The organism is Microbacterium sp. RU33B, from assembly GCF_900155915.1.
In the GTDB taxonomy this organism is placed as follows: domain Bacteria; phylum Actinomycetota; class Actinomycetes; order Actinomycetales; family Microbacteriaceae; genus Microbacterium.
Map to the genome: position 1 here is coordinate 700212 of NZ_FTPO01000001.1, position 21394 is coordinate 721605.

22 protein-coding genes are annotated in these 21394 nt (G+C 70.0%); 10 read left to right on the top strand and 12 right to left on the bottom strand.

The window, feature by feature from the left end; all coding sequences use genetic code 11:
* The first annotated feature begins 86 nt into the window (after window positions 1–86).
* Window positions 87–563: a YbaK/EbsC family protein gene (locus B0B14_RS03455; protein WP_076680107.1), complete on the top strand. Its 477-nt coding sequence runs from the start codon at window positions 87–89 to the stop codon at window positions 561–563.
* Here the strand turns inward: B0B14_RS03455 and B0B14_RS03460 are convergent.
* From B0B14_RS03460 to B0B14_RS03475, 4 genes are read right to left on the bottom strand one after another with little or no spacing between them, the layout of a single operon-like run.
* Window positions 550–2457 (bottom strand): glycogen debranching N-terminal domain-containing protein, encoded by a 1908-nt coding sequence (locus B0B14_RS03460; RefSeq protein WP_076680108.1) that lies wholly within the window; start codon window positions 2455–2457, stop codon window positions 550–552. The two genes, B0B14_RS03455 and B0B14_RS03460, sit on opposite strands and share 14 nt — an antisense overlap.
* Window positions 2454–3359: a carbohydrate ABC transporter permease gene (locus B0B14_RS03465; RefSeq protein ID WP_076680109.1), complete on the bottom strand. Its 906-nt coding sequence runs from the start codon at window positions 3357–3359 to the stop codon at window positions 2454–2456. The genes B0B14_RS03460 and B0B14_RS03465 overlap by 4 nt, the downstream gene beginning before the upstream one ends.
* Complete coding sequence (locus B0B14_RS03470; RefSeq protein ID WP_076680110.1) at window positions 3356–4453, bottom strand: carbohydrate ABC transporter permease; 1098 nt, start codon at window positions 4451–4453, stop codon at window positions 3356–3358. Before B0B14_RS03470 ends, B0B14_RS03465 begins: the two co-directional genes overlap by 4 nt.
* Window positions 4454–4455: 2 nt before the next feature.
* Window positions 4456–5703: a sugar ABC transporter substrate-binding protein gene (locus B0B14_RS03475; RefSeq protein WP_076680111.1), complete on the bottom strand. Its 1248-nt coding sequence runs from the start codon at window positions 5701–5703 to the stop codon at window positions 4456–4458.
* Between the two features lie 181 nt (window positions 5704–5884).
* Between B0B14_RS03475 and B0B14_RS03480 the strand changes: the two genes are divergently transcribed.
* Entirely contained in the window at window positions 5885–6904 is a 1020-nt protein-coding gene (locus B0B14_RS03480) for a LacI family DNA-binding transcriptional regulator (RefSeq protein WP_076680112.1), read from the top strand.
* 19 nt (window positions 6905–6923) lie between these two features.
* On the opposite strand, the gene B0B14_RS03485 is transcribed toward B0B14_RS03480, so the two are convergent.
* On the bottom strand, window positions 6924–7685 hold the full coding sequence (locus B0B14_RS03485) for an IclR family transcriptional regulator (protein ID WP_076680113.1): 762 nt from the start codon (window positions 7683–7685) through the stop codon (window positions 6924–6926).
* A 61-nt stretch (window positions 7686–7746) separates the two neighbouring features.
* Between B0B14_RS03485 and hutH the strand changes: the two genes are divergently transcribed.
* Window positions 7747–9312, top strand: coding sequence for a histidine ammonia-lyase (gene hutH / locus B0B14_RS03490; protein ID WP_076680114.1), 1566 nt, complete (start codon window positions 7747–7749; stop codon window positions 9310–9312).
* A gap of 6 nt (window positions 9313–9318) precedes the next feature.
* Here hutH and B0B14_RS03495 read toward each other — a convergent pair whose 3' ends face one another.
* A complete protein-coding gene (locus B0B14_RS03495; RefSeq protein WP_076680115.1) occupies window positions 9319–9804 on the bottom strand; it encodes a SixA phosphatase family protein in 486 nt (161 codons plus the stop codon).
* 34 nt (window positions 9805–9838) lie between these two features.
* Window positions 9839–10186, bottom strand: coding sequence for a gamma-glutamylcyclotransferase family protein (locus B0B14_RS03500; RefSeq protein ID WP_076680116.1), 348 nt, complete (start codon window positions 10184–10186; stop codon window positions 9839–9841).
* 85 nt (window positions 10187–10271) lie between these two features.
* On the opposite strand from B0B14_RS03500, the gene B0B14_RS03505 reads away from it, so the two are divergent.
* From B0B14_RS03505 to B0B14_RS03515, 3 genes are all read left to right on the top strand, one after another.
* Window positions 10272–10553: a hypothetical protein gene (locus B0B14_RS03505; protein ID WP_076680117.1), complete on the top strand. Its 282-nt coding sequence runs from the start codon at window positions 10272–10274 to the stop codon at window positions 10551–10553.
* A 137-nt stretch (window positions 10554–10690) separates the two neighbouring features.
* Window positions 10691–11185, top strand: a complete 495-nt coding sequence (locus tag B0B14_RS03510) for a hypothetical protein (RefSeq protein WP_143733610.1) — start codon at window positions 10691–10693, stop codon at window positions 11183–11185.
* Between the two features lie 531 nt (window positions 11186–11716).
* Window positions 11717–12460: a glycoside hydrolase family 16 protein gene (locus B0B14_RS03515; protein WP_076680118.1), complete on the top strand. Its 744-nt coding sequence runs from the start codon at window positions 11717–11719 to the stop codon at window positions 12458–12460.
* Between the two features lie 25 nt (window positions 12461–12485).
* Here the strand turns inward: B0B14_RS03515 and B0B14_RS03520 are convergent, their stop codons facing one another.
* Entirely contained in the window at window positions 12486–13388 is a 903-nt protein-coding gene (locus B0B14_RS03520; RefSeq protein ID WP_076680119.1) for a helix-turn-helix transcriptional regulator, read from the bottom strand.
* A gap of 125 nt (window positions 13389–13513) precedes the next feature.
* Between B0B14_RS03520 and B0B14_RS03525 the strand changes: the two genes are divergently transcribed.
* The 3 genes from B0B14_RS03525 (at window position 13514) to B0B14_RS03535 (ending at window position 16720) form a co-directional block, all read left to right on the top strand.
* The gene (locus tag B0B14_RS03525; protein WP_076680120.1) at window positions 13514–14500 is read left to right on the top strand and encodes an aldo/keto reductase; all 987 of its coding nucleotides are present in this window, start codon (window positions 13514–13516) and stop codon (window positions 14498–14500) included.
* A 50-nt stretch (window positions 14501–14550) separates the two neighbouring features.
* Window positions 14551–15423, top strand: coding sequence for an aldo/keto reductase (locus tag B0B14_RS03530; RefSeq protein ID WP_076680121.1), 873 nt, complete (start codon window positions 14551–14553; stop codon window positions 15421–15423).
* A 103-nt stretch (window positions 15424–15526) separates the two neighbouring features.
* Window positions 15527–16720, top strand: coding sequence for a low temperature requirement protein A (locus tag B0B14_RS03535; RefSeq protein WP_076680122.1), 1194 nt, complete (start codon window positions 15527–15529; stop codon window positions 16718–16720).
* Between the two features lie 16 nt (window positions 16721–16736).
* Here the strand turns inward: B0B14_RS03535 and B0B14_RS03540 are convergent, their stop codons facing one another.
* Together B0B14_RS03540 and B0B14_RS03545 are read right to left on the bottom strand one after the other, a co-directional pair.
* Window positions 16737–18008, bottom strand: coding sequence for a DUF445 domain-containing protein (locus tag B0B14_RS03540; RefSeq protein ID WP_076680123.1), 1272 nt, complete (start codon window positions 18006–18008; stop codon window positions 16737–16739).
* Between the two features lie 145 nt (window positions 18009–18153).
* Complete coding sequence (locus B0B14_RS03545) at window positions 18154–19320, bottom strand: acyl-CoA dehydrogenase family protein (protein ID WP_076681250.1); 1167 nt, start codon at window positions 19318–19320, stop codon at window positions 18154–18156.
* Between the two features lie 73 nt (window positions 19321–19393).
* On the opposite strand from B0B14_RS03545, the gene B0B14_RS03550 reads away from it, so the two are divergent.
* Window positions 19394–20389: a TIGR00341 family protein gene (locus B0B14_RS03550; RefSeq protein WP_076680124.1), complete on the top strand. Its 996-nt coding sequence runs from the start codon at window positions 19394–19396 to the stop codon at window positions 20387–20389.
* 15 nt (window positions 20390–20404) lie between these two features.
* Here B0B14_RS03550 and B0B14_RS03555 read toward each other — a convergent pair whose 3' ends face one another.
* Both B0B14_RS03555 and B0B14_RS16445 read right to left on the bottom strand, forming a co-directional pair.
* Window positions 20405–21166 carry an alpha/beta fold hydrolase gene (locus B0B14_RS03555; protein WP_076680125.1) on the bottom strand — a complete coding sequence of 254 codons (762 nt, stop codon included), beginning with the start codon at window positions 21164–21166 and terminating at the stop codon, window positions 20405–20407.
* Between the two features lie 50 nt (window positions 21167–21216).
* Window positions 21217–21387 (bottom strand): hypothetical protein, encoded by a 171-nt coding sequence (locus B0B14_RS16445; RefSeq protein WP_179085261.1) that lies wholly within the window; start codon window positions 21385–21387, stop codon window positions 21217–21219.
* Window positions 21388–21394 lie beyond the last annotated feature (7 nt).

The window sequence follows — 21394 nt, forward strand, 5'->3', positions numbered from 1 at the left end:
GAGTCTCGACCAGATCCCGCGGCACCGCCATGCAGGTGAGGCGACCCTTCGCCTCCGCCCGCCCGTCGTCGCCCTAAGCTGACCGGGTGACCGCGCACCTCTCGCCCCGCAGCCGTCTCGTCCACGACGCCCTTCGCGCCGCCGGCATCCCGGGGGAGATCGTGGTGCTCCCGGATGCCGCGTCGACCGCGGTGCTCGCGGCCGCGGCCCTCGGCGTCGAGGTCGGGGCGATCGCGAACAGTCTCGTGTTCTGGTCCGACGGCGAGCCGATCCTCGTCATGACGAGCGGATCGCATCGCGTCGACACCGCGGCGCTCGCCGAGCGTCTCGGGCGCGCCGAGATCGTCCGGGCGACGCCGGAGCAGGTGCGCGAGGCGACGGGTCAGGCCATCGGCGGGGTCGCCCCCGTCGGGCATCCCGCGCCCCTCACGACGATCATCGACGAGGCGCTCGCCGACCACCCGGAGATCTGGGCGGCCGGCGGCACGCCGCACACCGTCTTCCCTCTGACGTACGACGAGCTCGTCGTCCTCACCGGCGGACGCGTCGTCAGGGTCGACTGAACCGCCCGCGGATGGTCGCGGCCGTCACCGCCGCCGCCGCCGACCACGCCTGCGGCCGGCACGCCGCCGGGTAGGGCACCGGGCGCGACGTCTCGGCGGCGGAGTCGCCCGAGTGCAGCTCGGGCACGCGGAATCCGAAGCCCTCGGCGGCCGCCAGAAGGCCGTCGATCACGGCATCCGCCGCCTCCGTGAGGCCCGCCAGGGCCATCCCGCGCGCGATGATCGCCGAGTCGTGGGTCCAGACGCTTCCGCCGTGGTAGCTCAGCGGCCAGTAGCCGCCCGCCTCGGTCGACATCGTTCGCACCCCGTAGCCCGACAGCATCGACGGTCGGGTGAGCAGGGCTGCCACGGCCGCCTCCTCGTCGGGCTCGAGGATGCCGGTGCCCAGGAGATGGCCGATGTTGCTCGTGAGGGTGTCGACCGGCTGCTTGTGCGCGTCCAGGGCGATCGCGGGGTAGCGGCCCTCCGGTGTCGTCACCCAATACGATGCGGCGAACCGCTCCTTCAGCTCGGCGGCCCACTCCCGGAGCGTCTCGCTCCCGGGCTCGCCGAAGTGGTCGAGCAGGTCTGCGCCCGCCCGTGCGGCCTCGTAGGCGTAGCCCTGCACTTCGCACAGCGCGATCGGGCCCTCGGCGAGCTCGCCGGAGCGCCACTGGATCGAATCGCCCGAGTCCTTCCAGCCCTGGTTCGCCAGGCCATGGCCGGTCTCGTCGATGTAGTCGAGGAAGCCGTCGCCGTCGTTGTCGCCGTCGTGCAGCAGCCAGTCCAGGGCGGCCCGGAGCGCCGGGAGAAGGTCGCGCACCTCGGCTTCGGGCATCCCGGCACGCCACGCGTCGGCCAGGAGGCACACCCACAGGGCGGTGGCGTCGACCGTGCCGTAGTAGACCGGCGGGAGCACGATCCCCTCGCCGGGCATCGCCAGCGGCTCGCCGCGCAGCTCGTGGAGGATCTTCCCCGGCTGCTCCGCGGAGTCCGCGTCGGTGCGCTCGCCCTGCAGGCGCGCGAGGACGCGCAGGGTGGATGCCGCCATCCGGTGGTCGATCGGCAGGGCGAGCCGGGCAGCCCACAGCGAATCGCGGCCGAACAGCGTGAGGAACCACGGGGCGCCGGCGGCGAAGAACTCCTCGTCCGGGCGGTCGGGGAGCGCGAGTCGGAGCGCGTCGAGGTCGCCGAGCGCGGCATCCAGCCACCGTTGCAGGCGCGGGTCGCCGTCGATCTCGGGCACGACCCAACCGGTCGCTCCCGTCGCACCGCGCACGACGAGGTCGGGATCGTGCAGGAGCGCCGTCCAGGAGAGCTCGACCGACGTGCGCGGTGCGACCCGCACGCGCCACTCGAGGCTCACGCCGTCGTCGTCGGCCACGACGGTGGCGCCCGGCGCCGTGAGCGTGAAGGACCGCCGCTCCGACGTGACGGTCGCCGACTCGGTCTCGGTGGACGCGCTCCACGCGTGGGCGTTCGGCTGGCCCGCCTTGATCTCCTGGAGGGGGGAGAAGTCGGGCACGAACCGCACGCTCAGCGTCGCCTCCACGTCGTGATCGACGTTCGACACCACGGTCATCGTGTCGCGCACGACGGCATCCTCGACGTGCCGATCCCGGACGATCCGCACCTTCGGATCGGGGGAGGGGTCGTCGAGTGCACGCAGCAGACCCCCGAACACCACGCGCGACGCACCCCGCGGGGCCACCGAGATCCACTCCGCCTCCGCCGCGTCGCACCGCAGTAGGAGGCCGCGGATGTGGCGCACATCGCCGTGGTAGATCCCGTCGATGGGGTGCGCGCCCATCTCGCCGTCGGTCGTGGACCACACCTGCGTCGGCGCGCGGAGCGCGACCACTCCGTCGTGGATCAGTGGCTGGAACGCGGGCGCTCCGGTCGACGAGGTGGTCATCCCTTGACAGCTCCTTCGGTGGTGTTCATGATGCGCTTCTGGAAGACGAAGAACACGATCGCGACCGGGATGGTCATGATCGCCGCGGCGGCGAGCTTGATCGGATACTGGCTGCCCTGGCTCAGCTGACCGGACGCGAGCGATGCGACGCCCTTCGTGAGGGTCGTGAGCTCGGGCGACTGGGTCGCGACGATGAAGTGGCTGAGCTCGTTCCACGATCCCTGGAACGACAGGATGATGATCGTGATGAGCGCGGGCCGGGCCATCGGCAGCACGATCGACCAGAACACGCGGAAGGGCCCTGCCCCGTCGATACGCGCCTGCTCCTCGACCGAGGGCGGGATCGACTCGAAGAAGTTCTTCATGATGAAGACCCCCGCGGCGTCGACGAGCAGAGGCAGGATCATCCCCGCGTACGAGTCGTACAGTCCGATCTGGTTCAGCACGAGGAACTTCGGGATCAGCAGCACGACGCCCGGAACCGCCATGACCGCCACGACGAGCGCGAAGATCACACCGCGGCCGCGGAACTGCAGCCGCGCGAGGGCGTACCCCGCCAAGGACACGAAGAACACCCGACCGAGGGTGACCGCGATGGTCACGATCGCCGAGTTGGCGAACCACAGCGGGAAATCGCTCCGCGTGAACAGCAGCTCGTAGGCGGCCAGCGACCAGACGTTGGGGATCAGCCCGATGGGATCGGATGCCGCCTCCACGTCGGTCTTGAACGAGGTCGCGACCTGCACGAGGAACGGGTAGATGTAGATCAGCGCGAGGACGGCGAGCATCGCGTACAGCGCGACCTGCCCGGCGATCGAGGACCGTGAGAAGCGGCGCCGGGGAGGGCGCGCGGGCGCGGCCTGGATGAGCACCTCGGCCTCGGCGGTGGCGGTGGAGGTCATGAGCGCGTCCCCTTGGGCTGGTACTGCCGTGCTCGTCGCTTGGACACGGGGCGTTCGCGCAGCACCCAGCGCTGCAGCACCGTGAAGGCGATGATGATGAGGAAGAGGATGAACGCGATCGCTGCGCCCTCGCCCCAGTCCTGGCCGATGAAGGCCGAGTCGTACGACAGGTAGGCCGGGGTCAGCGTCGTCTTGGCCGGGCCGCCCTGCGTGCCGGTGTAGATCTGGTCGAAGACCTGCCAGCATCCGATCAGCCCGAGGGTCAGCACCGTGAACAGCGTCGGACGCAGCTGCGGCAGCGTGATCAGGCGGAATCGCTGCCATCCGCTGGCGCCGTCCATCATGCCCGCCTCGCCGAGCTCGCTCCCGATGTTCTGCAGGGCGGCGACGAAGAGCAGCATGAAGGTGCCGCTCGTGGTGAAGACGGCCATCAGGATGAAGGCGCTCATCGCCACCGAGGGCCCCGCGATCCACTCCCACCAGCTGATGCCCAGGAACTGCCCGGAGGTCAGGAACTCCGGACCCGTCTGGACGCCGACCGCGCCGAGTGCGACGTGCACGATGCCGCGGGGGTCGCTGAACCAGTTGGGCCCCGCGATGCCGATCCACGACAGCACTTCGTTCACGACACCGGTGGTGGAGAACAGGAACAGCCACAGCACCGTGATCGCCACGGAGCTCGTCATCGACGGGAAGTAGAAGGCCGTGCGGAAGAATCCACGACCGCGCAGGATCGCGCGGCTCACGAGGACGGCGAGGAACAGGGAGAGGATCGTCTGGAGGGGCACGACCAGCGCCACGTACCACGCGTTGTTGCGCAGCGCGATGCCGAAGTCGCGCTCGGCGAGCCCGCCTCCGCTGGTCACGGCGGCGTAGTTGTCGAGGCCGACGAAGCCGACGTTGCCGGAGAGGGGGCTTCCGCGGCCGCTCCAGTCGGAGAAGCTCACCCACAGTGCCATCAGCACCGGGACGAAGAGGAACACGCCGAGGATGACGATCACGGGAGCCGTGAAGATCCATCCGGCGGCGGCCTCCCCGCGCCGGATCCCGGACGAGCGGGATCCGGCGCGGGGGGTGGTGACCTGAGCGGTCATGGTCAGCCGACCACGGCCTCGAGGTTGGCCTGGACGGACTGCAGGATGCCGGCGGGGTCGCCGGTCTTGAGTCCTTCGAGCTGGGCGTTGAAGTCGGCGATGACGTCGCTGGCTCCGTCGGCGTTCGGCGGGAACTGGGCGTACTCGGCTCCGTTGAGGAAGGCGGCCAGGTCGGGGTTCGCCTCGGTCCACGCGTCAGCGGCGGACGCGACCGACGGCATGGGGCCGAAGGCCTCGGAGAACGCGAGCTGCTGCTCCGCCGTCGTCAGGTACTCCACGAGGTCGAGCGCGGCCTCCTGGTTGGGGCTGTCTGCGGCCATTCCCCAGCAGTTCGTGAACTGCAGCGTGCCGGGGCCCGCCGGACCCGCGGGAAGCTCGGCCACGAGGTAGTTGACGTCGGGGAAGTCGTTGCTCATGGCTCCGCCGATCCAGTTGCCTTCGATGACCATCGCGGCGAGCTGCTTTCCGAATGCCTCGCCACCCCAGCCGGCGCCCACGTCGGACGCGTAGGCGAAGTTGCCGGCTTCGAGTCCCGCCTTGACGTAGTCGAGAGCTTCGACGTTCTCGGTGCTGTCGGCCACGGCCGCGCCGTCGACGACGAGTCCGCCGCCGGCCTGTGCCATGAACGTGCCGATGCGCTGGTACTCCGTGCCGAAGGCGAGGCCGACCGTGCCGCCGGTCGTGAGGGCGGTGCTGACGGCGTCGAGCTCCTCCCACGTGGTCGGGATGTCGGCTTCGGTGAGACCCGCTGCCGCCCACAGGTCGGTGTTGATGATGAGCGCGAGGGTCGAGAAGTCCTTCGGCGCGCAGTAGAACTCGCCGTCGACCGTGAAGTTCTCCACGAGCGAGGGGTAGAAGTCGTCCTTGTTCGAGAGCATGTCGCCGTAGGCCGCGAGCGATCCGTTGCTCGCGAAGCCGGCGATCTGATCCGTCGACAGGTAGAACAGGTCGGCGGGGGATCCGGCCGCGAAACCCTGGGCCAGCTGCTGCGACAGGTCGTTGGCGACCTGCACCTCCGCCTCGACGCCGGACTCCGCCGACCAGGCCGCGACGGCCTCTTCGACGGCTGTCGTCTCCGCCTCGCCGCTCGAGCCGATCAGGATGGTGAGCGCGTCGTCGGACGAGGTGAGGCCGCCGTCGCCCGCGTCGGTCGGCTCGTCGAAGCTCGATCCGCCGCATCCGCTCAGGACGAGTGCACCGACGACCGCCAGCGCTCCCGCTCCGACGATCGCGCGTGACTTACGTGTCATGTCTGTCTCCTTTGATAAACACCGCTGTGATGAGGACTCTTGGATTTGATCGTTCAAACTTTGAACGATCAAATCGCGCCGTTGAGAAGAAGATACGAGCGGATGACTGCCGCTGTCAAGCATCCGGGCGCTAACCTGGCCGCAGTGATTTGAACGTTCCGATCCGCGCGAAGGAGTGCCGATGGCCAAGCCCGCGACCGTGGAAGACGTGGCGCGCGTCGCGGGGGTCTCCCGCCAGACCGTCTCGAACGTGCTCAACTCGCCCGACATCGTGCGTGAGGAGACGCGCGAGCGCGTGCAGCGTGCCATCTCCGAACTGGCCTACCGCCCGCACGCCGCGGCTCGCCGACTGCGCACCCGGCGCAGCTCGACGATCGGCATCCACCTCGACCCGTATCTCGGCGGAATATCCGGAGTCATCCTCGACCGATTCGTCCATGCGCTGACGGAGCGGGCGAGCGAGCGAGGGATGCGGGTGCTGATCTACAGCGCGCGGTCGGCGGACGAGGAGATCGAGCGGCTCGCCGATCTCGTCGACGGCGCGGAGATCGATGCGGTGGTGGTGACCGGCACGTTCTTCGGCGATCCGCGGACGGGATGGCTCATCGAACGCGATGTGCCGTTCGTCTCGTTCGGGCGCCCGTGGGGCGGAGACGACGTGTACGGCTCGGCGCTCGCCTGGATCGACGTGGACGGTGCCGCCGGCACGCGTGCGGCGACGCGTCATCTCCTGGCGTCGGCGGGGCCGCGCGTCGGCTTCTTCGGCTGGCCGAGCGGCAGCGGCACCGGCGATGACCGCGAGAGCGGCTGGCGTCAGGCGATGGCGGAGGCGGGAGCCACAGGGCCCCGCTTCGAGGCCGAAGACGGTCTGGCGGGCGCTCGCAGCCTGATGTCGGAGATCTTTGCCGAACCCGGCGTGCTCGATGGCCTCGACGGTCTCGTGTGCGTCAGCGACGCCCACGCCGTGGGGGCGCACCTGGCGGCGGCCGACGCGGGCCGGCGCAGTCTGCCGGTGATCGGGTTCGACAACACTCCCGTGGCCGAGGCGCTCGAGATCTCCAGCGTCGAGCAGTCGCCGGAACTCGTCGCGGCCGGTGTGCTCAACCTGCTCATGGGACCGTCGGGCCACTCCGTCGCCCCGCGCGATCGTGCGACCCCTCCCGAGCACGTGCTGGTCGAGCCGCGTCTCGTGCTGCGCTGATCGGGAACGCTCCGCGCAGTCAGCGTCCGCCGAGGCGTCGGCCCAGTTCGGATGCTGCGGGGGCGATCGCCGCGGCCGTCGCCGCGGGGCTCAGCGAGGCGTCGTCGGGATAGGTCACGGCGATCGCCGCGATCGGCCAGCCCGTGTGGTCCGTCACGGCGACGCCGATCGAGCGGAGCCCCAGCGTGACCTCGCCGTCCTCCGAGGCGTACCCGTCGCTGCGCACGCGGCGGAGCACGTCGCGCAGCTCGCCCGGGCTCGAGGGCCCGCGCCCGGTGCGATCGGCGAACGATGCGGCATCCGGATACAGCGCCCGCACCTGCTCGCGCGGGAGTGCCGCCAGCATCGCCCTCCCGGTCGCCGTGAGATGCGCGGGGAGCCGCACGCCCACCTCGCTCACGAGCGCGGGCCGGCGCGGAGCCCGCTCCTCCACGAGGTAGAGCACGTCGCGTCCCGTCATCACCGCCAAGTGCGCGCTCTCGCCCGTACGATCGGCGAGGGCCGCGACGAGCTGCCGTCCGAGGCGGGCGAGCGGCTGCTGGCGGGCGAAGCCTCCCGCGAGCTCGAATGCGGCCGCGCCGAGCCCCCACCGTCGCTCTGCCGGGAGGTGCACGACGAACCCGTGCGCCGCCATGGTCGTCAGGAGGAAGTACACGCTGGAGCGCGGGATGCCGAGGGCGACCGAGAGCGAGCTCGCCGCGACGGGCCCGGGCTGCCGCGCGAGATGGGCCAGGATGCGCAGCGTCTGGTCGGCGGCCGGCACGTAGGCGTTGTCTGGCATGTCAGACACATGATGCCACGCCCCGCTGGTCTACGCGATCCCGAGGGTGTGGAATCGAGGGATGAGCGCGCACATCCCGGACTCCGTCGTCGTGGGCGGAACGCCCCTCACTCCCGACGAGGTCGTCGCCGTCGCCCGGCACGGTGCCCGCATCGAGCTCGACACCGACGCGATGGAGCGGGTCGCGGCATCCCGTGCCCTGATCGAGGGGCTCGCCGACGATCCCGAGCCGCACTACGGCGTCTCGACCGGATTCGGCGCGCTCGCGACCACGTTCATCGCGCCCGAGCGGCGTCGCCAGCTCCAGCTCAGCCTCATCCGCTCGCACGCCGCGGGGACGGGTGCCGAGATCGAGGCGGAGGTCGTGCGCGCTCTCCAGCTGCTGCGCCTCCAGACGCTCGCCTCGGGCCGCACGGGAGTGCGTCCCGTCGTCGTCGCGACGTATGCCGCGATGCTCGACGCCGGGATCACCCCGATCGTCCGCGAGTACGGCTCCCTCGGATGCTCGGGCGATCTGGCGCCGCTGTCGCACGTGGCGCTCGCGGCGATGGGCGAGGGGGAGGTGCGCGTCCTCGGACCGGATCAGGTGCCGGGGGAGGTCGTGTCCGCCGCGGAGGCGCTGGCTGAGGCATCCATCACCCCCCTCGTGCTCGAGGAGAAGGAGGGCCTCGCCCTCATCAACGGCACCGACGGGATGCTGGGGATGCTCCTGCTCGCGCTGCACGACTTCTCGATGCTCCTCGAGGTGGCCGACCTGGCGGCGGCGATGTCGGTGGAGAGCCAGCTCGGCACCGATGCGGTCTTCGCTTCAGATCTCATGGCTCTGCGTCCGCAGCTCGGCCAGGCGGCTTCCGCCGCGAATCTCCGCGCGTACCTCGCGGGGTCGCCGATCGTGGCGTCGCACAAGGACCCGGCGGTCTGCACGCGCGTGCAGGACGCCTACTCGCTGCGCTGCTCGCCGCAGGTGCACGGCGCCGCCCGCGACACCCGCGACCACGCGGCCCTCATCGCGACCCGCGAGCTCGCCTCGACCGTCGACAATCCGGTGGTCACCCTCGACGGACGCGTCGAGTCGAACGGCAACTTCCACGGCGCGCCCGTGGGCTACGTGCTCGACTTCCTCGCGATCGCGGTCGCCGACGTGGCCTCGATCTCGGAGCGTCGCACCGACCGCGCCCTCGACAAGGCGCGCAGCAACGGGCTGCCCCCGTTCCTCGCCGACGAGGTCGGCGTCGACTCCGGTCTCATGATCGCGCAGTACGCCGCGGCGGGGATCGTGTCGGAGCTGAAGCGGCTCGCGGTGCCGGCATCCGTCGACTCGATCCCGTCGTCTGCGATGCAGGAGGACCACGTGTCGATGGGATGGGCGGCGGCGCGCAAGCTCCGTCGCGGCATCGACGGACTCGCGCGGGTGCTCGCGATCGAGCTGCTCACCGGCGCGCGGGCGCTCGACCTGCGCGCGCCGCTGCAGCCCGGGCCCGCCACCGGAGCTGTGCGCGATCTCCTCCGCTCCGCCGGCGTCGACGGACCCGGTCCCGATCGCTTCCTGTCGCCCGACATCGAGACCGTGACGGCGCTCGTCGTCTCGGGGCAGGTGGCGCAGGTCGCGGCATCCGCCGTCGCCTGACGCGACTCACCGCGGGGCGGTGAAGCTCCACGATGCCGGTTCGAGGGCGCTCGCGACGTCCCAGTCGGTCTCGTCCCACTCGAACACGGCCACGGCGCACGTGGGCATGTGCGAGATGCCGCCGTCGGAGAGCTGGGCCGCGAGCACCGTCATACCCGGATCGTGTGCGACGACCATGATGCGCTCCACGCCGGGCTCGGTGGTGGCGCGCTCGACGGCGGCGCGCAGCAGCAGCGAACCCGGTGCGCCGTAGAGCCGCTCGTCGAGCTCGACGGGAACGTCGAAGGCGCCGCTGAAGAAGTCCGCCGTCGTCGCCGCCCGCAAGGCCGTGCTGGCGAGGATCGCGTCGGGGCGGAAGCCCGTCTCCGCGAGGACGAGCGCCTGCCGCGGCGCATCCCGCAGTCCGCGTTCGTTGAGCGGTCGGTCGTGGTCATCGAGTCCGGGGTCGCCCCAATCCGACTTGGCATGGCGTACGAGCACGAGCGTCGTCACGGCGACACCGCCTTCCTGTTCGGGTGCTCCACCATCATCCCGTGAGGTAGACCCACGCCGTGCGACCGCTGGCCAGAGTGACCTGCTCGCGGCGGAACATGAGCACCTCGAACTGGTCGGCCGCGTCGAGCTCGTCCTCGGTGAAGCGGTACACCTTGCCGATGATCTTGTCGCGCGGGTCGCCCGTGCGGCGGAGCACGGGATGCTGCGACGTGCCGGTCAGTTCACCGAAGCGCGGATCGGCCATGTCGGCGTAGTCGAGCGTGAAGCCCGGGAGCATGTCGTCCTCTGCGGAGAAGATCCTGCCCAGGATCGCGCGCTGCAGCTCGGCGAGCTGCAGCGCGCCGTAGCTGAAGACGAGCTGATCCGGATCGTCCGTCATGCGCCCAGGCTACCCAGCGCCGGCGCTCGTCCGCGAGGGCGATGACCGGGGGAGCCGCACGGGGCTCCCCCGATAGTGTCGGACTGTGGCAGGTCAGAAGAAGACGATGACGCTCGCGTGGCTCGGAGCCGGTGCCGTCGCCGCTGCGGGCCTGATCATCGTCGCGATCGGACTCTTCACACCGGTGGGGGCCGCGTCCTTCGGCTGGTTCGCGTACCAGCCCCTCGCGAACGCTGCTTTCCTCTCCGGCGGATCAGCGTTCGTCCTTTCGCAGATCACCGCCGGGGGATTTCTCGTCCTCGCAGTCGGACTCATCGCGCTCGCGTACCTCGCCGGCCGAGCTTCGGGTCGCAGATCCCGACCGTAGAGCTCCGCTTCCACGCCCGCCTGGATCTCCACCTTCAGGCGGAGGCAGGAGGCTCTGTGGAGTCCGAAGGTCGGATCATCATCGACGTTCAGATCCCGAGCTCAGACAGCGGGACTGTCGGGGTCACGCAGTAGGTTGTGCGCGTGAGTATGCAGAGGAGTCTGGTCGCCGATGGGCCGGCACCGGAGATCGCGTCGGAGCTCGCCGTCTTCGGACGCTTCGTGGGCGGGTGGCGGGTGCGCAATGCGCTGTACAGCGAGGCGACCCAGTCCTGGTCCGAAAGCGAACTGGTGTGGACCTTCGACTGGATCCTCGGTGGCAGGGGAATCCAGGACGTTCTCATCGATGCGGAAGGATCCGCGTTGGGAACCACCGTACGCACCTGGGATCCGCGGGTGGGCTGGAGAGTGGTCTGGTTCTGTCCGCGGGCTGCAGAACACGTCGTTCTCACCGCGAGCGAGGTCGAGGACCGGATCGAGCTCGACGGAGTGCAAGCGGACGGTCGCCGGGTGAGGTGGATCTTCAGCGGCATCGCGCCGGACGCGTTCACCTGGGACGGGTGGTGTTCGAACGACGATGGCGGCACGTGGTGGCACGAACAGCACATGGATGTGCGACGCCTGACTCGGTGAACGACCAGCGGAGGGCGCTGTAGACCGGAGTTCGGGCGCAGGGTGCCGGACCGGACCTTGCCATGCGAATCGGCGCTCGTCCGACACCTCCGGCCTGACGGGGGGCGAGTCAGGGCCACGGAAGGGTCTGTCTCCTCCTTCGCGTCCGGTTCGGCTCGTGCGAGAGACCCACGCGCACGAGACCTATCGCGTGGGCGGGACGGGTGCTTCCAGGACGAAGAAGATGAAGCCCCGGGCGCTCCGCAGTCTCATGGGGCCCTCGCGGGGCCGCGCGGCAGAGGGCGCCGAGTCACGGGCCTAGGGTAGCGGGGCGCAGAAAGTTGATGTGCTCGAGAGCAGGTCCCGTGGCGGAGACCCGGGGAGGGTCCCGCTGCGAGGCTTTCGCGTCCAGCAGTCGCCATGGCCCCGTCACCGGCCTCTCACGGATCCGTGCCGGAGGATGGGGCACGCACACGGTGAGCGTCCTCTCGTCCACCGTCGGGAGCATCTGTCATGACCGGGCGCGAGGCGACGCTGTAGTCTCGGCGGGTGATGACCTGGTCGGAGGAGTTCGACGGCCCGGCCGGTGCTCCTCCGGATCCGTCGGTGTGGGTGGCCGAGGTGGGTGGGGGCGGGTGGGGTGATGCCCAGGAACAGACCTACACCAGGCCGCCAGCCAACGCCTCTCTCACAGGTCGCGGGGAGCTGGCGATCGTCGCTCGTGCTGAGGCCGATGGCGGCGTCTCCTCCGCGCGGCTGACCACCCGCGGCCGCGTCGCGTTCCGCTACGGCGTCATCGCGGCTCGGATGAAGGTCCCGGCGGGCGCGGGCGTGTGGCCGGCATTCTGGCTGCTCGGTACCGACATCGGGGAGGTCGGCTGGCCGGGATGCGGCGAGATCGACGTCATGGAGCACGTCGGTGCAGACCCGTACTCGGTTCACGGAACCGTGCATGGGCCCGGGTACGCAGGAGTCGGTTCGGGGATCGGATCACGTCACGTCACCCCCTCACTGCTCTCGGACCGGTTCCGCACGTACGCGGTCGAGTGGAAGCCCGACGAGGTGAGCTGGAGCGTGGATGGACACGAGTACTTCCGCGTCACCCCGGACGACATTCCCGGGCCGTGGCTCTTCAACCGTCCCTTCTTCCTCCTCATCAATCTTGCGATCGGTGGCGCGTGGCCCGGAAACGAGGCGGTCGCATCGACCCTTCCCGCGGAGCTCCTCGTCGACTGGATACGCGTCGTCGGCTCCGAGATCAGCTATTCGAAGCCTTCGCCACGTGGCTACCCGTAGCGCACGACGCCCGCACCGTCGCGGATCACGTGCTTGTCCGAGTGTCCTCGGCGGTGTCCTCGTGTCGGGGCGCGGGTGGTTCGGCGGTCGCGGCCCAGCTGGCGAGCAGCTTGAGGGCGTCGTCGGAGGGTGAGCCGGGTTCGGCGGTGAAGGTCGACAGCTGCAGCCCGGGGTCGGCCGGGAGCTCGAACGCTTCGTAGGTGAGTTCGAGGTCGCCCACGACGGGGTGGTGGATGCGTTTGACGCCGGTGCGGTGATAGCGCACGTCGTGTGCCGCCCACAGGGTGCGGAAGGTCTGCGATCGCGTGGAGAGCTCGCCGACGAGATCGGTGAGGCGCTTGTCGTAGGGATTGCGTCCGGCGTCGCTGCGCATTCCGGCGACGAACTCCTGGACGACCTTGTCCCAATCGGGGTAGAAGTCGTGGGCCGCCGGGTTGAAGAACGCGAATCGTGCACTGTTGGGGACGGGTTCGGCGAACACCGGCGAGTAGAGTGCCCGGCCGAGGCGGTTCGCGGCGACGTAGTCGTAGTAGTTGTTGCGGATGATCGCCGGCGCTTCGGTGATCGCGTCGAGAAGTCGCTGGATGCTGGGCCGCAGCGCGTGGTCGCCGGATCGGCTGCGGGGCTTGCGGGCGATGGGGGAGGCGTTCGCGGCCCGGGCGAGATCGTGCAGGTGCGCGGTCTCGGCGTCGTCGAGCTGGAGGGCGCGTGCCAGGGAGTCCAGCACGCCGTCCGAGACGCCGGAGAGGTCACCGCGTTCGAGACGGGTGTAGTAGTCGACGCTCATCCCGGAGAGCAGCGAGACCTCTTCGCGGCGGAGTCCGGGTACGCGGCGATTGCCGCCGAAGGCCGGAAGCCCCGCCTGGTCGGGAGTGATGCGTGCGCGCCGAGTGGTGAGGAACTCGCGTACGTCGCTCCGGTTGTCCATGGCTTCGACCGTACGCCGCTCCACCCCGCTGAGGGAGGTACTGACGGTACCGGGTATGTCGGCCACTGTCGGGGGACGGGCGAATGGCGTTGGCTGGGATCAACGACAGGAAGGCAGGACCGGCGATGCATACGAGGACTCTGGGTCAGGGGCTGCAGGTCTCGGCGATGGGGCTGGGTGCGATGGGCATGTCGATGTCGTACGGCCCCAACCCCGGCGACCGTGACGACATGATCGGCGTGCTCCGGTACGCGGTCGAGCACGGCGTCACGTTCATCGACACGGCGGAGGTGTACGGCCCGTACGTCAACGAGGAGCTCGTGGGCGAGGCGATCGCCCCCGTCCGCGACCAGGTCGTGGTCGCCACGAAGTTCGGCTGGGACATCGTCGACGGCAAGATGGTCGGCACGGACTCCCGGCCCGAACAGATCCGCCGCGTCGCCGAGGCATCCCTTCAGCGGCTCGGCGTCGAAGCGATCGACCTGTTCTACCAGCACCGGGTGGACCCCGCTGTTCCGATCGAAGACGTCGCCGGCGCGGTCGGCGAGCTCGTCGCGGCCGGGAAGGTCAAGCACTTCGGACTGTCGGAGGCCGGCGAGGGCACGATCCGTCGCGCACACGGGGTCTTCCCGGTGACCGCGGTGCAGAGCGAGTACTCGCTGTGGACGCGCGACCCGGAGAACGGCGTCCTCCAGGTCTGCGACGAGCTGGGCATCGGCTTCGTTCCCTTCAGCCCGCTCGGCAAGGGCTTCTTCACCGGTACGGTCACCCCGGAAGCCACCTTCGCGCCCGGGGAGATCCGCGCTCGCGTGCCGCGGTTCGAAGCGGAGAACCTCGCTGCGAATCACGCTCTCATCGACCACGTGACTTCCCTCGCCGCCGGCCGGGAAGCCACCCCCGGCCAGGTCGCGCTCGCGTGGCTGCTCGCTCAGCGCCCCTCCATCGTCCCGATCCCCGGCACCCGACGGCGCGAGCGGATCGACGAGAACGCCGCCGCGACGACCATCGGCCTGTCCGCGGACGACATCGCCGACCTCGATGCGTTGATCGACCGGATCGGCGTCGCCGGCGACCGCTACGACGAGTCCGGCATGGCCATGGTCGGCCGGTGACCGCGAACGACCGAGGTGCCGCCGGCGCCGTCCCCTTGGAGGAAACACCCATGGAACTCACGTTGAACAACGGCATCCGGATGCCCGCACTCGGGTTCGGGGTGTTCCAGACCCCGCCCGACGAGACCATCCACGCGGTGCAGACCGCGCTCGACCTCGGCTACCGTCATATCGACACCGCCGCCGCGTACGGCAACGAACGCGAAGTCGGCGAAGCCCTGCGACGCTCGGGGATCGACCGCGAGGACGTGTTCCTCGAGACGAAGGTGTGGATCAGCGACTACGGGTACGACCAGACGCTGCACGCGTTCGACAAGAGCGTCGGCAAGCTCGGAATCGACACCCTCGACCTGTTCATCCTCCATCAGGCGCTTCCTTCTCGCTTCGACCTCACGATCGGCGCCTACAAGGCTCTGGAGACCCTCCTCGAAGACGGACGCGTGCGGGCGATCGGGGTCAGCAATTTCATGCCCCATCACCTGGCCGCGCTGTTCGAGCGGACCGGGGTCGTGCCTTCCGTGAACCAGATCGAGGTGCACCCGTACTTCGCGCAGCGAGACGTGCAGGACGCGGATGCCGCAGCCGGCATCCTCACCCAGGCCTGGTCGCCGATCGGTGGGATCACCGCCTACCGTGAGGGCGGAGCGAACGCCCTTCACGACCCCACCATCTCCGCCGTCGGCGCGTCCTACGGCAAGTCGGCGGCGCAGGTCATGCTGCGCTGGCATCTGCAGCAGAGTCGCTCGGCGATCCCCAAGTCCGTCCGCCCCGAACGCATCCGCGAGAACTTCGACGTGTTCGACTTCGCCCTCACCGACGCAGAACTCGCCGCGATCGATGCGCTCGATACCGGCATCCGCCGCGGCCCCGAACCCGACCAGATCACCCTCGAAGCGTTCGGACGCGAGATCCCCGACGCCTGACCACACCGTCGAACGATCGGACGGAAGCCGAATCGCTCCGCACCCCACCGCACTGGTCGGCGTCCGTCGCGTCGGCTCGAGCGTCGATGCCAGGATGAGGTCCATGGCATTCGGGATGTCCCGCGACGTGTTGCGTCCCACCGATTCTCCGCGCGCGGATCGAGTGACGTATGTCGAGCTGTTCTTCGACCTCGTGTTCGTCCTCGCGTTGACGCAGCTCTCTGCCTATCTCTACGAGAATCAGACACCTCTGGGCGCGCTCGAGGGTGCCATCATGGTGTGCGCGCTGTGGTGGGCGTGGGTGTCGACGACGTGGGTGACCAACTGGCTCGACCCCGTCAGGCTTCCCGTCCGTGCTGCAGTGATCGCGCTGGCGTTCGTCGCGCTCGTGGTCGCCGTGTCGATCGCCGAAGCGTTCGGCGATCGAGCGTGGGCATTCGCCATCGCCTACGTGGTGCTCCAGGTGGGACGCACGGGATTCATCGTCTGGGCGACCGTGCGTCACGACCGTCGTGTCGCTCGTGATTTCACTCTCGTGCTCGTGTGGACGGTCGCCGGCGGCGCCTTGTGGATCGTCGGCGCCGTGCTGCCCCTCGCATGGCAGCTGCCCTTCTGGTCCGCGGCGCTCGCCCTCGAACTGCTGGGCACCGTGCTGGGGTTCCCGGTGCCCGGTCGCAGGAGAGTGCGGCTGAGCTCCTGGGATCTGTCCGGGGCGCACATCGCCGAGCGCACGTCTCTCTTCGTGCTCATCGCCGTCGGCGAAGGACTGCTCGTCACCGGCTTCGCCTTCGTGGAGAAGGAGTCGACGGTCGCCTCCGTCGCTGCACTGGTCACGGCGTTCATCGCCGCCGCGGCCGTGTGGTGGATCTACTTCGATCACGGCGAGCGCGTCGGCGCGAAGGCGATGGAAGCGTCGGATGAGCCGGCGCGGCTCGCTCGCACTGCGTATACCTGGGTGCACCTTCCGATCATCGCCGGCATCGTCCTGATGAGCGTCGGGGACAAGGAGATGCTCTCGAACCCCGACCAGCGCGGCCCGGCTGCGACGATCGTCATCGTCGGCGCGCCGATCCTCTTCCTCACCGGTGTCGCCTTGTTCCGTCGCGTCCTCGAAGGCCGCTGGTCGCGAGCTCAGCCGATCGGCCTCGCCGTTCTCGCTCTGCTCGCGGGCGCCGCGATCGCGATCCCGTTCCTCGACGCCCTCACGATGTCGATCGTGACGGCGAGTATCCTCGTCGCCGTCGCGGCGGGCGAGACGATCGAGCGTGTGCGTCGCGGCCATCGCGCGGGCGGGTGACCGCCCCCGGGCTTCGTCAGCCGAGGATCGCGTGCGCGATCGTGAAGATCACCAGACCCGCCAGCGCACCGACGAACGTGCCGTTCAAGCGGATGTACTGCAGGTCGCGGCCCACCATGAGCTCGATCTTCTCGGTGGTCTCGTCGGCATCCCACTTCTCCACCGTGTCGGTGATGATCGACGCGATGTCGTGGCGGTAGCGGTCGACGAGGAAGACAGCGGCATCCGTCACCCACGTGTCGACGCGGCGCTGGAGCGACTCCTCTTTCGTGAGGCGATCGCCGATCTCGACGACGGCGGACGTCGCGCGCAGGCGCAGTCCGCTCCGCGGATCGGCGAGCGAGGCGAGCAGGCCCGCCTTCGCGGTGTTCCAGGCCTCGGCGGCGAGCTCCCGCACGCGCGGGCTGTCGAACATGCGGCCCTTGGCGTCTTCGAGGCTGCCGATCGTGGCGGGATCGTTCTGCAGATTGTCGGCGAGGCGCACGAGGTACGCGTCGATCGCCAGACGCGCCGGATGGCGGGGGTCTGCCTGCATCGCCGCGACGAACTTCACGGCCTCCTTGTATACGGTGTCGTCGACGAGGCGATGGGCGATGCCGGGCACCCACGACGGGAGCCTCCGCGAGACGAGTCCGGCGAAGGTCGCGTGATTGGCGTCGAGCCAGGTGGCGATGCTGTCGACGCCGAGGTCGACCGCGCCGTGGTGGGCGCCGGCGTCGACGATGCGTCCGAGCCATCCGCCGAGCGGGGGTCCCCACTCCGGCTCGATCAGATGCTCGCGCGCGAGATCGGTGATGAGGTCCTGCACGTCGTCGTCGCTCAGCGCTCCCAGAACACCCGCTGCCATGACGGATGCCTCGGAGGTCACACGCTCGGCGTGCTCCGGCATCCGGAGCCACTCGCCGAGCTTCGCGGCGATCGCGGTGCCTTCGAGCTTCGTGCGCACGACGTCGCCGCGCAGGAACTCGGTCTCGACGAACTCGCCGAGGTTGCGTCCGATCTCGTCTTTGCGGTTCGGGATGATCGCAGTGTGCGGGATCGGGATGCCGAGCGGATGCCGGAACAGTGCCGTCACGGCGAACCAGTCTGCGAGCGCGCCGACCATGCCGCCCTCCGCCGCGGCGCGCACATACGCGAGCCAGGGCACCTGCTGCTGGAACGCGAAGGCGAACACGAACACGACGGCCATGCCGATGAGGGCTCCGAGGGCGACGCCCTTCATGACGCGCAGCGCCCGGCGTCGCTCCTGATCGGCGGGGCTCAGCTGAGAAGTGGGGGTGCGAGCCATTCCGTCATCCTCGCACGCGATCCTGCGGGTCGACCTCGGCCGCGTCGCCCGACTTCGGAGATGCCGACGCTTTTCGGAGCGCGCCGTGCTCGACTCTCCGAAAAGGGTGGCAATCTCCGAAATCCGGCACGCGGTCGCGGTGGCCCTAGGCCTCCACGGGTCCGAGCCACGCGCTCGCGACCGTCGAGTGCGCCGACTCGGGGTCGGACGGGTGGAACAGCCCGGCCAGCACGTCGCGATACAGCCGGCCGAGCTCGGAGCGGCTGAAGTACGACGATCCGCCCGAGACGAGGATCGCGTCGTCGACCACCGACTTCGCCATCGTGACCGCGCGGTGCTTCACGCCGCTCATGTACGAGAACCAGTGCGCGTCGGGCGCCGCGACCTCGTCGAGCTGACGTGTGAGGGCGGCGATCTGAGGGGGCAGCGCGTCGTAGGCGAGGGCCATGTCGGCGATGCGCCACCGGATGTCGGGATCCTGGCTGTACGCCGCGCCGGTCTTCTTCGACGTGCGCGTGCGCGCCGTCTCGACGGCGAGATCGAGCGCGCGGCGCGCGATTCCGGTGTACACCGAGGCGAGGAGCAGTTCGAAGACGCTGAAGATGCCGAACACGATGGGGTCGGGCGTGGGGCCGGGAGCGACGCGGCGCACGACGCGGTCGGCGGGCGCCGTCGCTCCGTGCAGCTCGGTCGTGCGCGACTGCGTGCCCCGCATGCCCACGGTGTCCCAGTCGTCGCGCGTGACGACGGCATCCGACCGGGGCACGAACGCGTAGACGAGCTTCGGGCCGTCGGGACTCGTCGTGTCGAGCCCGTGCAGGCCGAGCTGGGTCCACACGGGCGCGAGCGAGGTGAAGATCTTCGTGCCGGTGAACGCGTAGCCGCCGTCGGGCCGGGGAACGGCGTCGGTGTCACTGCCGAACAGAACCAGGTCGTTGCCCGCCTCGCTGATGCCGAACGCGAACACCTCGCCCCGCGCCGCGCCTTCCAGCACGAACGTCAGATCGTCGATGCCCCGATCGCGCAGCACCTTGGCCACACCCGTCCACACCAGGTGCATGTTGATCGCGAGCGCGGTCGCGGGGGCGGCGCCGGCGAGGCGCTGCTGGAGGACGGATGCCTCGGAGAGCCCGAGACCTGCGCCCCCGAGCTCGACGGGGGCCAGGATCGCGAGGTAGCCCGCCGCCTGCAGATCGGCGAGGTCGTCCTCGGGGAACGTGTTCTCGCGATCGTGCACGGCGGCCCGCTCACGCAGGCGCCCCAGCAGCTCGTCGGGCAGGATGGCGGCGGGGTCGAACGCACCGGAGTTCATGCCTCCATTCTTCTCCGCTGCGGCCGATCGAGCCGCGTTCCGCGGCGATCCGTCCTGCGCCATGATGATCACCATGTCGACAGGCCTCCGAGCTCTCATCCCCGTGGCGCAGCGTCAGACGAGTGCGACGGTGCGCGACGCACTCGATCTCGGCTTCGGCGATCACTCCGCCAAGCGCACCGGGTTCCTCATCATGCTGGTGCTGTCGGCGATCATCGCGATCAGCGGCGTGCTGTCGGATTCGACCGCGACGGTGATCGGCGCGATGATCATCGCGCCGCTCGGCACGCCGATCCTCGGCATCGCCTTCGGCATCGTGACCGGACACCTGAGCCTCGTGCTGCGGTCGATCTCGTGGGTGGCCACGGGGCTCGTGATCGTCGTCGCGCTCGGCTGGTTCTTCGCGTTCTTCATCGCCGATCCGCAGGCGCTCGAGACGAACGCGCAGATCCTCGGGCGCACCTCGCCGCATCTCCTCGACCTCGTCGCGGCGCTGGCCACCGGTACGGCGGGTGCGTTCGCGATGTGCCGCAGGGACCTCAGTGCCGTCCTCCCCGGGGTGGCCATCGCGATCTCGCTCGTGCCGCCGCTCGGCGTCGTCGGCGTGTGCGTCGGCCAGGGCGCCTGGGACGAAGCCCTCGGTGCGCTGTTCCTCTTCCTCTCCAACGTGTTCGCGCTCGTCATCGCCGGGAGCATCGTGTTCACCGCGGCGGGGTATGCCAACGATCCCGAGGCCTCGAAGACGGCGAACCGCCGCCGCGCCTACATCGTGGTCACTGTGCTCTCGCTGCTGGTCGCCCTGCCGCTCGCCGGAAACTCGATCGTCTCGGTCGCCCTCGCGCGATGGTCGACCGAGATCCGCTCCGCGGCGGAGACCTGGCTCGCCGACGAAGACGGCGCGCGCGTCGACGACGTGCAGTGGAGCGGGCTCCTCGCCACGATCTCCGTCACCGACCCCGACGGGCAGGTGCCGGCCGTCGGCGCGCTCGCCGATGCTCTCGACGGTCTGCCGTCGTTCGTCGAGGTCGTCGTCGACGTGGGCGTGGGCGACGAGCTCCGCGTGCGGTGAGCGCGCCCGCGTCGCTCAGACGTGGATACGCGTCAAGAACTCGGCGATCGTCGCCGCGGGCTTGTCACGGTGGGGGGAGTGGCCGGCCCCGGCGATGACCGACATCGTGATCAACGGGTTGGCGAGCACTTCGGCGGTGAGCGCCCCCTTGAAGATCGAGTAGACCTTCGGATCGGAGGCGAGCACGTGCGTCGGTGTCGTCAGCGCCGCGGCATCCGCCCGCACATCCCAGGGCATGTTCTGCACGCTGGTCTGCTCGACCGCCCACCGGCTCGCCTGCCGCACGGAGAGGGCTTTGAGTTCGATGTCGTTCTCGTGCCACGTCGGATGCTCCGCACGCACCGCCGCCTCGGTCGGATCGGCGAACGCGCGCTCCTGGCTGTTGCGCACGACCTGCCGGTCGTGCGCGCCGAGGTGGATGCCGGGATCGACGAGCACGAGCTGCTTCGTCCAGGCGGGGTGCGCCGCCGCTGCGACCGTGGAGGCCGCGCCCCCGAGGGAGTGCCCGACGACGAGATCCCATGCGGCGCCGCCGGCGTCGGGGAGCGTCTCGGCGAGGTCGGCCGCGTAGGCCGCGATCGTGTAGTCGAGCGCGCGCGGCGCGAGCCCGTGGCCGCGCAGATCGATGGCGGTGGCGTGCCATCCGGCGTCGGCCAGCGCGGTGCCGAAGAGCCACATGAGCGGGCCGTTCGAGCCGAGGCCGTGCACGAGCAGGGCTCGACGAGGCGCAGAGGAGGACCCCCACGTGTGACGGGGGAGGGTGAGGGGGGAGGGCATGCGTCCAGCCTACGGACGCCCCGTGGCAGGGGCGCCGACCCCGGCGCGCGTCAGAGCATCGCGAGCAGGTCGGGGCCGAACACGACCAGGCCGGCGACGACGAACAGGACCGCCGCGACCGCCAGGATCACCACGACGAGGATGTTCCCGAGGATCGTGAGCAGGAGCGCCGGAAGCAGTCGTGCGGATGTCGGAAGTGCGGTGGATGCGGTGTCGGTCACGTCTCCG

Coding starts and splice junctions, on each gene's coding strand:
- B0B14_RS03460 (WP_076680108.1), bottom strand. CDS start 2,457: ATGACCACCTCGTCGACCGGAGCGCCCGCGTTCCAGCCACTGATCCAC.
- B0B14_RS03465 (WP_076680109.1), bottom strand. CDS start 3,359: ATGACCTCCACCGCCACCGCCGAGGCCGAGGTGCTCATCCAGGCCGCG.
- B0B14_RS03470 (WP_076680110.1), bottom strand. CDS start 4,453: ATGACCGCTCAGGTCACCACCCCCCGCGCCGGATCCCGCTCGTCCGGG.
- B0B14_RS03475 (WP_076680111.1), bottom strand. CDS start 5,703: ATGACACGTAAGTCACGCGCGATCGTCGGAGCGGGAGCGCTGGCGGTC.
- B0B14_RS03480 (WP_076680112.1), top strand. CDS start 5,885: ATGGCCAAGCCCGCGACCGTGGAAGACGTGGCGCGCGTCGCGGGGGTC.
- B0B14_RS03485 (WP_076680113.1), bottom strand. CDS start 7,685: ATGCCAGACAACGCCTACGTGCCGGCCGCCGACCAGACGCTGCGCATC.
- hutH (WP_076680114.1), top strand. CDS start 7,747: ATGAGCGCGCACATCCCGGACTCCGTCGTCGTGGGCGGAACGCCCCTC.
- B0B14_RS03500 (WP_076680116.1), bottom strand. CDS start 10,186: ATGACGGACGATCCGGATCAGCTCGTCTTCAGCTACGGCGCGCTGCAG.
- B0B14_RS03515 (WP_076680118.1), top strand. CDS start 11,717: ATGACCTGGTCGGAGGAGTTCGACGGCCCGGCCGGTGCTCCTCCGGAT.
- B0B14_RS03520 (WP_076680119.1), bottom strand. CDS start 13,388: ATGGACAACCGGAGCGACGTACGCGAGTTCCTCACCACTCGGCGCGCA.
- B0B14_RS03525 (WP_076680120.1), top strand. CDS start 13,514: ATGCATACGAGGACTCTGGGTCAGGGGCTGCAGGTCTCGGCGATGGGG.
- B0B14_RS03530 (WP_076680121.1), top strand. CDS start 14,551: ATGGAACTCACGTTGAACAACGGCATCCGGATGCCCGCACTCGGGTTC.
- B0B14_RS03535 (WP_076680122.1), top strand. CDS start 15,527: ATGGCATTCGGGATGTCCCGCGACGTGTTGCGTCCCACCGATTCTCCG.
- B0B14_RS03540 (WP_076680123.1), bottom strand. CDS start 18,008: ATGGCTCGCACCCCCACTTCTCAGCTGAGCCCCGCCGATCAGGAGCGA.
- B0B14_RS03545 (WP_076681250.1), bottom strand. CDS start 19,320: ATGAACTCCGGTGCGTTCGACCCCGCCGCCATCCTGCCCGACGAGCTG.
- B0B14_RS03550 (WP_076680124.1), top strand. CDS start 19,394: ATGTCGACAGGCCTCCGAGCTCTCATCCCCGTGGCGCAGCGTCAGACG.
- B0B14_RS03555 (WP_076680125.1), bottom strand. CDS start 21,166: ATGCCCTCCCCCCTCACCCTCCCCCGTCACACGTGGGGGTCCTCCTCT.